6 protein-coding genes are annotated in these 12,938 nt (G+C 40.3%); all 6 read left to right on the plus strand.

The genetic code is table 11. The features are described from left to right. The first annotated feature begins 26 nt into the window (after positions 1 to 26). The 6 genes from ACODST_RS19265 (at position 27) to ACODST_RS19290 (ending at position 12,918) form a co-directional block, all read left to right on the plus strand. Positions 27 to 3,233 (plus strand): TonB-dependent receptor, encoded by a 3,207-nt coding sequence (locus ACODST_RS19265; RefSeq protein WP_488933714.1) that lies wholly within the window; start codon positions 27 to 29, stop codon positions 3,231 to 3,233. Between the two features lie 8 nt (positions 3,234 to 3,241). Beyond that, positions 3,242 to 4,750 (plus strand): RagB/SusD family nutrient uptake outer membrane protein, encoded by a 1,509-nt coding sequence (locus ACODST_RS19270; protein ID WP_488933715.1) that lies wholly within the window; start codon positions 3,242 to 3,244, stop codon positions 4,748 to 4,750. Between the two features lie 13 nt (positions 4,751 to 4,763). Further along, on the plus strand, positions 4,764 to 5,843 hold the full coding sequence (locus ACODST_RS19275) for a SusE domain-containing protein (protein WP_488933716.1): 1,080 nt from the start codon (positions 4,764 to 4,766) through the stop codon (positions 5,841 to 5,843). Positions 5,844 to 5,933: 90 nt separating this feature from the next. Next, positions 5,934 to 7,316 (plus strand): alpha-amylase family glycosyl hydrolase, encoded by a 1,383-nt coding sequence (locus ACODST_RS19280; protein ID WP_488933717.1) that lies wholly within the window; start codon positions 5,934 to 5,936, stop codon positions 7,314 to 7,316. A gap of 47 nt (positions 7,317 to 7,363) precedes the next feature. Next, positions 7,364 to 9,544, plus strand: a complete 2,181-nt coding sequence (locus ACODST_RS19285; RefSeq protein WP_488933718.1) for a glycoside hydrolase family 97 protein — start codon at positions 7,364 to 7,366, stop codon at positions 9,542 to 9,544. Between the two features lie 257 nt (positions 9,545 to 9,801). Beyond that, the gene (locus tag ACODST_RS19290) at positions 9,802 to 12,918 is read left to right on the plus strand and encodes an Ig-like domain-containing protein (RefSeq protein WP_488933719.1); all 3,117 of its coding nucleotides are present in this window, start codon (positions 9,802 to 9,804) and stop codon (positions 12,916 to 12,918) included. The last annotated feature ends 20 nt before the right edge of the window (positions 12,919 to 12,938 follow it).

A 12,938-nucleotide genomic window follows, 5' to 3' on the forward strand; every position in this document is an offset into this window, starting at 1 on the left:
ACTCATTGTTCCAAAATGACCTAAAATTGAAACTAACTACTCTACTTATTTTGGTCGCCATGTTTAATATCAAAGCAAGTACTTATGCCCAAAAAACAAAAGTTACCCTTGAATTAAACAATTCAACAATCGAAAAGGTTATTGAGACCATTGAACAAAAAACAGATTTCAGGTTTATTTACAAACTAAGCGATATCGACTTAGACCGAACCGTTTCTATATCCGTAAAAGAACAATCTATTTATGTGGTTCTGGACAAACTTTTTAAAGGAACTCCCACTGAATTTAAAATTCGTGATACACAGATTATCCTGAAAAAGCCCGAACTTAAAACACAGGTCATAGAATTCCAGAAACAAACCGTGTCCGGTATTATTACCGACGAAAACGGTCTGCCGCTTCCCGGAGCATCTGTTATTGAAGAAGGTACCAAAAACGGTATCGTAACAGATTTTGACGGAAAATACAAACTTACTGTCGAAAGCAGCCAGTCTGTAATTGTCGTTTCTTTTGTAGGTTATAAGGAGAAAAAAGTAACCGCCAGCCAAAGCGTGATTAATATCCAGCTCTTTCCGGACGCTACAGACTTACAGGAAATTGTAGTGGTAGGATATGGTACTGCAGCGAAAAAAGACGTAACAGGAGCTGTTTCCTCTATTGCCGCAAAAGATATGAACCAGGGCGCTATTGTAAACCCCTTACAATTAATTGCAGGAAAAGCAGCCGGGGTTAACATCACTCAAATTGGAAGCGAGCCGGGCAAAGGACCAAGTGTTCGTATCAGAGGAATCGGATCTTTACTTGGGGGAAACGATCCTTTGGTAGTAGTAGACGGAATTCAGGGAAATATGGATTTGTTAAATCAGGTTCCGCCAAGTGAAATTGAAAGTTTTGATGTTTTAAAAGATGCTTCGGCTACAGCCATTTACGGTTCACGAGGGGCTCCCGGAGTAATTATCGTAACGACTAAAAAGAATAAAGCCGGAAGAACCACTATAGAATACACCGGTTCTACTTCGCTGGATTTTATTCCTAAAAAATTAGACATGTTAAGTGCCGACGAATGGTGGGCAGCTGCTCAGAGCGTAGGTGTTCCGGCATCGGCCAATCATGGTTCTGATACAGACTGGTATGGCCTTTTAACCCAAACCGGAATTACACAAACCCATACTTTATCCTTTGGCGGAGGAACTGACAAATTCAATTACAGAGCTTCGCTAACCGCTATTTTACAGGACGGGGTTGTAATTAATTCCAGTAATCAAAAATACATCGGACGTATTCAGGCAACCCAGCTGGCTTTTGATGACAAACTGAAACTGACTTTTAATCTGAATACCGGCGTAAACAATACAACCAGCAGTATTCAGGATATAGGTACGGCAGCCTTTATGTCTAACCTGATCACAAATGCTTATTTAATGAGGCCGACAGATCCTGTTTATAATACAGACGGAACTTACTTTACGGATTCAAACGTTTTTCAGTATTTAAATCCATATGCAGCAGCACAAACTACTACCAGTGAAGCGCAGAATGATAATTTATTCGGAAGTTTAAAAGCAGATCTGGATCTGGCAAAAGGTTTAACAGCAAACTGGTTTGGAAGCTGGAGAAAAACCAATACTACCAATGGTTATTTTCAGCCGGTAGAATCAACTGCTGCTTATGCTATTGATCAAAAAGGTTTTGCCAACATAAAAAATGAAAGACAAAATGAAAAACTAACCAACTTTAGCCTTAACTATAAAAGAACTTTTGGTATACACAATATCAACATTTTAGGTTTATACGAATGGCAGAATCAGACGTATCAGGGAAGCTATCTGCAGGCCAGAGGTTTTATGAATGATAAAACGACTTATAATGCACTGCAGTTAGGTGATTTATCGCAAGTCAGACCAGGTGATATGGAATCCTATAAAAATGACAGAAGTTTAGTTTCGGTTTTAGGAAGAATCAATTACGCTTTATTAGACCGTTATTTACTTACTGCCAGTATTCGTCAGGACGGTTCGTCTGTTTTTGGGGCTAATAACCGAATTGGAAATTTCCCTTCTGTCTCTGCTGCCTGGCAGATTAACAAAGAACCTTTTATGCAGAACCAGACCTTATTTGACGAGTTAAAACTTCGTGGAGGTTATGGGGTTACCGGTAACCAGCAGGGGCTTCTTCCGCAGCAGTCTGTATCGTTAGTACAAAACTCCGGAATTGTCTATTTTGGAGGACAGCCTATTACCAATTACAGTGTAAGACAAAATGCAAATGCCGATTTGAAATGGGAAACTAAAAAACAAACCAATTTAGGTCTTGATTTTGCCCTTTTAAACAACAGGTTACGAGGAACTGTAGATGTCTATAGTGCGACAACAGAAAATTTACTGTTCAATTATACCGTACCTCAGCCGCCGTTTCCGCATAAAGACATCAGAGCCAATGTAGGAAGTATTTCAAACAAAGGTCTTGAAATTGCCCTTGCCTATGATGTGATCAAAACAGAGAACAGCACACTAACTCTGGCCGGAAATGCTTCTTTTATGAAAAACGAAGTGCTTAATATGAGCGGCAGTATAAACGGAGTTCCTTTAAATACCGATTATGTGGGCTGGGGAGCTGAAAATTCCTTTCTGGTAAAAGGAAAACCGGTTGGAGCTTTTTATATCCTGGAGCATACCGGTAAAAATGAAAACAACGTTGAAACCGTTTTGGACCGCGACGGAAATGGCCTGATCGATCAGGGAACCAGAAGTCCGGACCGTTACTATGCAGGTTCTGCTTTACCAACCTATACTTTTGCTTTTAACCCGTCGTACCGTTATAAAAACTTTGATGCTTCGATGTTAGTAAGAGGTTCAGGAGGAAATAAAATCTACAACGGATTACGCTCTAATTTGAGCCGAATGGAAAACATAGGTAAATCAAATATTCTGGCAAGTGCCGTAGATCAGGGAATTTATACGTCTCCTTACGGTTCTGATTTATGGCTGGAAGACGGTTCATTTATTCGTTTAGAAAATCTTACAGCCGGATACAGTTTCCGTTTTACAGATAAATATGTTGATACCATCAGACTTTCGCTTACAGGAAACAACTTATTCCTGATTACCGATTATACCGGTATGGATCCTGAACTAAATGTGAGCGGAAGCGGAGACAGCAGTTTTGGAGGCGATAAAGGAATTTATCCTCGTACAAGAAGTGTTGTGTTTGGTTTGACTGTAAAATTTAAATAGTAAAAAAGATGAAAATTAAAAATATACTCCTAACAGGAAGCATTTGTTTCCTGACACTTTTCAGCTGCACAGATATCAACGAAAATGTATATGATAAATATCCCGCAGATGAATTTTACGGAACCCCTGAAGGTGCCAACATAGCGCTTGCCAATGTATATGCCCAGATTCCGGGTGAATTTACCCGAGAAGACGCTTCTGGTGTAGGATACGCCGGAGCCGATAATGGCTGGTACGATATGAACTGCATGGCATCGGACGAGCAGGTTATTCCGCACAGAAACACAGGCGACTGGCAGCAGGATTTTGCCCGTTTGCACAAACACGAATGGCTGCCTACTGATTTTATAATTAACAATACCTGGAACTGGTTGTACAAAGCAGTTTTTAATGCCAATTTAGCCGTTAGCCTTTTGGAAAAATCAAATGCAGAAGCTTCCAAAATTGCAGAAGCCAAAGTCTTAAGAGCATTTTTCTACTATTTATTAATTGATGATTACGGAGATGTTCCTTTTTTCACCGATAATAATATTACTGTAGATAAAATTCCGCAGTCGAGTCGTAAAGAAATCTTTGATTTTATTGTTAAAGAACTAAACGAAAATGTGGAATTATTATCCGGAACAAAAGGAGATAATTATTACGGAAGATTCAATAAATGGGCCGGTTATACTTTACTGGCAAAACTATACTTGAATGCTCAGGTGTATACCGGAACCGCAAAATGGACAGAATGTTTAGCGGCCTGTAATAAAGTGTCTGATGGCGGATTTACACTTCATTCCGGGGAAGCCGATGCTTCAAACCCGCTGGGAAGTAAGTATTATGAACTATTTGGAGACGTACTTCCTGTAGACGAAACCATTCTTCCTATTTATGTTACGCTCGATGTTGTATCCCGTAATGTTTATGCTGTCCGCAGTTTATATGGTGCCCATGCACAGGCTTTATTTGGTTTCAGCGGCTGGAACGGTACTATTGTTCCTAAAGACTTTTTCCTGAAATATGCTGAAAATGATATTCGCAGAAAACAGTTTTTGTTTGGAGAACAGCCGGGCGGCTTCAATTATACGCTCGACGTTGGTTCTTTAGACAATCCGGGGGCACCACCTCAGGCGGGAGTGCGCAATGTGAAATTCTATCCTGTTACACCAAGAACAGGCGGCGGAGCTTCAAACGACTTTCCAATTTTCAGATATGCCGATGTTATTTTAATGATGGCCGAATGTAATGCCCGTTTAGGAAATGCCGGTGCTGCGAAACCTTTTGTAGATGCCATCAGACAGCGTGCCGGACTGGATGCTTTAGATCATAATCCGACTCTTGAAGATATTTATAATGAAAGAGGGTTTGAATTAAACTGGGAAGGCCACAGAAGACAGGATATGATTCGTTTTGACAAATTTTTACTGGCAAACGAATTCAGACCTGCCTCGCCTGCTTACAGAAAGCTGTTCCCAATTCCAACTTCGGCTTTAAATGCCAATCCAGGATTAAAACAAAACCCGGGTTACTAAAAACTAAACTATCATGAAAAAATATATCCATAAATTAATTATATTAGGCAGTCTGCTTTTTCTGGGTTCTTCCTGTGAAAGCGGTGCTGAATTAACGACACTGAAATCCGTTAGTTTCCCTTCTGAAATTACCGTTTCCTCAAACAAATTAGTATTGACGGAAGAGACCGCAGATGATCCTGTTTTACTGGTTTCATGGCCTGCCGTTTCTTTTCCTGTTGAAGCTCCTGTAACTTATGCCATTCAGTTTGATTTAATTGGAGATACCAGCGGAAGCACGGCCTGGCAGAAAGCCAAACGAATTGAAGTAGGAACGGAGGTTTTAAGCAAAAGCTTAAACGGTGCAGAACTCAATAAAATTGCCGTTGATTTAGGACTTCCTATCGATCAGGAAGGGAAATTGATGGTTCGTGTAGAAGCGGCTATGGATCGTAAGATTTATTCTAATCCGGTTACCATTATTGTTACTCCATATGAAAAAAGTGTTGTCTTTGGTGAAATTTATATGCCGGGAAGTTACCAGAACTGGGCCATTGAAACTGCTGCGGCCTTAACTGCAATTCAAAAAGGCGTTTATCAGGGTTACATGACGGTTGCTCCGGGAGCTGGTCCGGGATTCAAACTGAATACCGAAAGAAACTGGGCACAATTCTATGGTGCCGGTGCTGCCAACAGCGATCTTAAAAACATGAGCGATACTGATTTTGTACTTCCCGGTGCTGGTTCGTATCAGATCAAAGTAAACCTGAATACCTTAAAATGGACCGCAACACCTTATTCATGGGGAGTTGTAGGCGATGCTACTTCCGGAAGCTGGGACAACAGTACGCCTATGGACTACGATCATCAGACTAAAACATGGAAAGTTACCCTTGATCTCGTTCCCGGAAATGTGAAGTTCAGATTAAACAACAGCTGGACCATCAATTACGGACCTAAAAATACCACAGACGGAATTGTTTATCTGGATGATCAGGGCGCTCATTATGTAGGTGAAGGCGGAACTTATGAAATCACTCTACAAATAAATGATGTTGATCCTGCCGCTGCCGGATATCCTGCCACCGCAGTTTATACCATAACCAAAAAATAAATAAAAACTTAGTTTAGTTTGGTTTGAGTCTACCTGTCTTTTTACTTCGAAAGGCAGGTTACTTCTCAACCTTTTAAAAAACTCAAAATCATGAAATTCAATATCAAAATCGTTTATACCTTTCTGCTGGCACTGGCTTTTGTTTCGTGCAGTTCTTCTGATGACGACAATAAAGCCCCGGACTCTCCATATACACAGTATGGAGCTCCTTTTGAAAAAATGCCCAAAAAAGAAGATGCTATAATTTATCAGGTAAACATTCGTGCTTTCAGCCAGGCCGGAACGCTCAAAGGGGTTCAGGACCGACTAACGCAGATTCAGGAACTGGGTGCAAATGTTATTTACCTGATGCCGGTTTATCCTGTTGGAAAAGAAAGAGCCACGGGCGAATTAGGATCTCCTTACGCTGTTAAAGACTATAAAGCCGTAAATCCGGATTTTGGAACCTTACAGGATCTTCAAACCTTAGTAGAAGAAGCTCACAAAAAAAACATGGCCGTTATTCTGGACTGGGTTGCTAATCATACGGCCTGGGACAATGCCTGGATTACACAGCATAAAAACTGGTACCAGCAGGATGCAGCCGGAAACATCATAATTCCGCCGGGAACCAATTACAACGATGTGGCACAATTAAATTTCAATAATACCGAAATGAAAGAAGCTATGATCGATGCCATGTCCTATTGGGTTTATAATGCCAATATTGATGGTTTCAGATGCGATTATGCCGATTTTGTTCCGAACAATTTCTGGACAGAAGCTATCAGCAAACTGAGAAAAATCAAAAAAAACCAGAGCATTCTGATGCTGGCTGAAGGGTCAAAATACAACCACTTCGCATCAGGTTTTGACTATACTTTTGGTTTTAACTTCTTTTATACGCTTGAACAGCTTTTCAAAGAAAATAAACCTGCTACAACACTTCAGGATTCAAATGCTGCGGAATATACCAACATTTACAATTCTGAAAACAGAGTAGTGCGTTATACCAGTAACCATGACGTAAATCTTTCTGAGGGAACCCCGTTAGAGCTTTTTGGAGGCAAAAAAGGTTCTGTGGCGGCTTTTGTGGCGGCTGCTTATTTAAAATCAGTTCCCATGATTTACAACGGACAGGAAATTGGTTATGCACAAAGACTGAATTATTTTGCCAGAACACCAATCGACTGGTCTGCGGCAGATACTGAAATGCTGGCAGAATATAAAAAAATCATTGCGTTCAGAAACACAAGTAATGCCATCAAAACCGGAACTTTTACCGGATATAGCAGCAATGCCGTAAGTGCCTTTACGATGGTTAAAGATACCGAAAAAGTATTCGTTCTTTCGAACCTGACCGATTCAGCTGTAAAACATCTTATACCTAATACTTTAAAAGGAAACTGGAAAGATGCTTTTACCGGAGCGGCCGTAACCGTTGGTTCCGAAATTACCTTACAGCCTTTTCAATATTTAGTATTGAAAAACTAATCACAATGCAGCTTTAAAAAAATTAGATTTGCAAAAAACTAAATAACATGAATTTTCAATCCCAAAAATCATTGCTTCCAATTCGTTTGGGCAAAAGAACAGCGTTTTTACTTTTCATACTTGTAAGCACTTTATGGCTTCAGGCACAAGAGATAACTTCGCCGGACAAAAACCTTATCCTGAAATTTGAATTAAAAGAAGGCGGAATCCCGTCCTATCAGTTATCATACAAACAGAAAGCGGTTATTAAACCAAGTACTTTAGGTTTAGAACTTCAAAACAAAGCTTCATTTAGAGATGGTTTTTCCATTACAAATACAGCACAAACTTCTGTTGATGAAAGCTGGAATCCGGTTTTAGGAGAAGAAAAAACCATTCGCAATCATTACAACGAACTGGTGGTCACTTTAGCCCAGGCCAAAAACAACAATCGATTTATCCGCATTCGTTTCCGTTTGTTCAACGACGGATTGGGATTTAGATATGAATTTCCGAAACAAAATGAGCTGAGTTATTTTGTAATCAAAGAAGAACGTTCTGAATTTAATCTGGCCGGAAATCATAAAATTTTCTGGATTCCGGGAGATTATGACACCAACGAATATGCCTATACAACCTCAAAAATTTCAGAGATTCCATCACTGATGAAAAAAGCAACGATCGAGATCAATGCACAGCAGCCCATAAAAGAATTGTCTGTACAAACCCCGTCTATGATGAAATCTGATGACGGTTTATATATCAACATTCACGAAGCGGGATTAATTAATTATCCAGCCATGTATCTTGAAGTTGATGCTGTAAACAACAAAATGATCAGTCATCTGGCACCCGACGCACTTGGTGCAAAAGGATATATGCAGACCGATGCCCAGACTCCGTGGAGAACGATTGTGGTAAGCGACAAAGCAACAGATATTTTAGCTTCAAAATTAATTTTAAACCTTAACGAACCTACAAGTTATAAAGATGTTTCCTGGATTAAACCAGTAAAATACATCGGAATCTGGTGGGAGTATTTTGTAGCTGGAAGAAGCACCTGGGCTTTTGGAAAAGAAAACAACGTAAAAATAACGGATGATTTTACCAAACTTACGCCAAACGGAAAACACGGAGCCACAACAGAGCGTGCAAAAGAATACATTGATTTTGCTGCTAAAAACGGCTTCGATGCCATTCTTATCGAAGGCTGGAATATTGGCTGGGAAGACTGGATCGGCAACTGGAAAGAAGAAGTTTTTGATTTTGTAACGCCTTATCCTGATTTTGATGTAAAAGCCGTTCATGCTTATGCAGCTTCAAAAGGGGTGAAAATTATCATGCACCACGAGACTTCTGGATCGGCTACAAATTATGAGCGTCGTTTAGATCGTGCCTTTCAGTTTATGAATGATAACGGTTATGATGCGGTAAAAACAGGTTACGTAGGACAGATTATTCCACGTGGCGAACATCACGACGGACAATGGATGGTGAATCATTACATCAACGTTGCTCAGCGTGCTGCCGATTATAAAATTATGGTCAACAGCCACGAAGCGGTTCGCCCGACGGGATTAAACCGTACTTTTCCAAACTGGATTGCTCAGGAATCAGCGCGCGGTACTGAGTTCGAATCTATGGGAGGATTAGCTCCGGATCATACCACTATTTTACCTTTTACCCGTTTAATGGGAGGTCCAATGGATTATACGCCTGGAATTTTCCAAACAGACTTGTCTTATTACGGAACAGGAAGTTCACAACGGGTAAACACCACTTTAGTAAAGCAATTAGCTTATTATGTAACCATGTACAGTCCACTGCAGATGGCTGCTGATATTCCTGGAAATTACGAGCGATTCCCGGATGCATTTCAGTTCATTAAAGACGTTGCTGCAGACTGGGATAACAGTTACATTCTGGAAGCCGAGCCTGGCGATTATATTACCATTGCAAGAAAAGCAAAAGGTAAAAACGAATGGTTTATTGGCGGAATTACAGATGAAAATGCCAGAACAGCAAACATTTCATTTGATTATTTACCAGCTGGAAAAAATTTCATCGCGACTATTTATGCTGATGCTAAAGATGCCAATTGGAATAAAAATCCACAGCAATATACTGTTACTAAAGTGATCGTAAACTCAAAAACCAAATTGAAGCAGTATTTAGCTCCGGGCGGTGGTGCTGCCATTAGCATCAAAGAAGGAACTGCTTCAGATTTAAAAGGATTGAAAAAATTATAATTTAAGGTGCTAAGATTCTGAGATACTCAGTTTCTAAGTTTTTTTTGCCGCGAATTCACGAATTTTCAGAATTGAGATTTTCTAGATAAATCCTCATTCGAGAATTCGTGGCAGGAAACCTACGCTCATTTCTGAGCAAAAATTAAAACTTACTACTTGAAAACTATTAACCACAAAATGTTTGTCGAACTTAAAAACAATGCGAGTGAGAATGAATTTTAGTTAGAAATGCCGACAAGCATGCAAAAACTATTATTATGAAAATCAACATTACCACTAGATTATTTCATATTACCAAAGTACTGGTTTGCTTTGTATTATTATTTACAGGATCCGTTTATGCACAGGATCCTGCACAATACGGGACACCTTTTGCTGGTGTTCCCGATACGAGAGATATCAACATGTATCAGGTGCATATTCGGCCGTTTAGTGCCAACGGAAATTTAGCCGGAGTAACCGCCCGATTAGACAATATAAAGGCACTTGGTACAAATGTCATTTATTTAATGCCGATTTTCCCGCATGGCACCGATTCCCGAAGTTCGGCTTCGCCCTATTGTATCAAAGATTTTAAAGCCGTTGGTTCTGAATATGGTTCACTGGCCGATTTAAGAACTCTGGTCGATGGCGCTCACAGCCGTGGAATGGCTGTTATCCTGGATATTGCCATCAATGGAACTTCCTGGGATCATGGCTGGACCGTTTCGCATCCTGAATACTATAAACGAACTGGAACAACCATTCAGCAGTTAGGAAACTTCTCCGATATTGCCGCATTGGATCTGAATAGCCCGGCTACAAGAGCTGCTATCAAAGACGCGATGCGCTACTGGATTTTTGCAGCCAATATCGATGGTTACCGTTGTGATTATGCCAACAATCCTCCTTTAGATTTCTGGTCAGAAGTGAATTCAAACCTTAGAGGAATCACATCTCATAAATTATTAATGTTAGCTGAAGGTGACCGACAGGAAAATTTTGAAGTTGGTTTTGATATGAATTACGGTGATCGTTGGTTTCACGCTGGTTTATATGATATTGCCGGCGGAGGACCTGTTTCGCAAAGAATGCAGGACCAGACCACTTACGAATATGCAAAAGCAACGGCTAATCAACAAATCGTTAGATATACCGGAAATCATGATACTTATACCAATGATGATGGGGTAAGAAGGCCATTTGTAGTATTTAAAAACCATAACGGAGTGGTTGCCAATTTCTTAGTTTCAGCTTACATGAGAGGAGTTCCTTTTTTAATGAGCGGACAGGAAATCGACTACGAACCCAAAACCGACTGGCCCTGGCAAAACTTCAAATTCAACTGGTCTCAAAACCCAACCGCTGCTGCAGATTTTGCTAAAATCTTAAATTTCAGAACAGCAAGCGCAGCAATTAGACGAGGAGATTTAACGACTTATGCGAATGATGATATCTGTATTTTCACAAAAACATTAGGCACAGAAAAAGTTATCGTAATGTCAAATTTGAGAAATGCTTCCAAATCGTATGTTATTCCGGCTGCTTTAGCGGGAACTTATGCAAATCCGTACAACAATAATGCTTCGGTAACTTTAACCGCTGGTGCTGCACGTAATTTTGCGGCTTTCGAATATTTGGTTTTAACCAATACCAATGCTCCGGTTGTTGCCGTTACTGGTGTTTCGGTTAGTCCAACATCAGCAACCGTTGGTTTAGGCACAACACAGCAGTTAAATGCTGCGATTGCTCCGGCAAATGCCACCAATCAAAACGTAAGCTGGTCGTCCAGCAATACGGCTGTGGCAACAGTAAATGCTTCTGGATTGGTTACGGCAGTTTCTGCTGGAACGGCAACCATTACAGTTACTACTGCTGACGGAAATAAAACAGCCACTTCGGCTATAACAGTTGCTGCGATTCCCGTTTCTTCCGTGGCTGTTTCGCCAACTTCTGCAAGTTTATATGCAGGAAACACACAACAGCTTACAGCAACGATTTCGCCTACAAATGCAACCAATAAAAATGTAACTTGGAGTTCTAGTAATACAGCAATTGCAACAGTAAATTCAAGCGGACTTGTAACGGCTGTTGCTGCCGGAACTGCAACGATCACAGCAACAACTCAGGATGGAAATAAAACGGCTGCGGCTGCAATAACGGTAAATCCGAATACTAATTTTACGGTTTATTTCTATAAACCATCCAATTGGGGAACTGGAATTAAAATCTATTACTGGAATGCATTGCCAACAGGGGTTTTAGTAACGGTTAACTGGCCGGGAGTAAATATGAATGATAATGGAAATGGCTGGTACAGTTATACCTTTACAAATGTTACCTCAACGAATTTAATCTTTAATGACGGAACTAATCAAACAGCCGACTTAAGCCGAAATAAAACAGGATGGTACATGAACAGTACCTGGTACGATTCAAATCCGGGAACTGGTGCTGCCGTTACAAGTGTTAGTTTGAGTCCATCTACAGCAGCATTAAATGTTGGCGGAACTCAGCAATTAACACCAACTGTTCTTCCTGCAAATGCAACTAATAAATCGGTAACCTATAGTTCAAACAATACGGCTGTGGCAGCTGTAAATAGCTCGGGTCTAATTACCGCTGTCGCGAATGGAACGGCTGTAATTACGGTATCAACCGTTGACGGAAACAAAACCAGTACCTGTGCCGTAACCGTTTCTACTCCTTCTGGCGGAGGAAATTATTACACGATCAAAAACAGATGGACAGGCGCTTATTTATCTGATTCCGGAACCAATACAGGTTATGGAACAACCGTTTCAGGAAACAACTATAAATGGCAGAAAATAGCTATTGATGCTACTTATTTTGTATTAAAAAATGTCGCAACAGGAGAATTAATGAATATCGAAGGTCAAACCGGAACAGTTCAGTGTAATATTACCGACACTACTTTCTGGAGTGCACAATGGTCCGGCGATTATATTGACGGAACCTGGGTTCGCTTAAGAAACAGATGGCAGACCGGAAACATTATTCATATCGAAAACCAAACGGGTGCTGCTCAATACGGAAATTCACAGGACGGCTGGTACAGCGCCCAATGGCAATTGGAACCTACAACCGTTGGAACATCCAAAACGGCTTTGAATATTGAAGAAGTTTCAAAAGCTGAAAAAATGACTGGTATTTATCCAAATCCGTCGGTAAACAACGAATTTCACGTTTTATTACCGGAATTAGAAAACGGGGATTCTGCTGTAATTTCGGTTTCAGATATGAACGGAAGAACGGTTTTAACGGAAAAACTATCCGCTTCCGGAAAAATTGACCATCGTCTGGCTTCGGGAATTTATATTGTCAATATTGTTACCAAAGATTTTAAATCGACTAAAAAACTGATTGTTAAATAATTATTCTTAACCCCCTATTT

This window comes from Flavobacterium sp. FG19 (genome assembly GCF_057809475.1).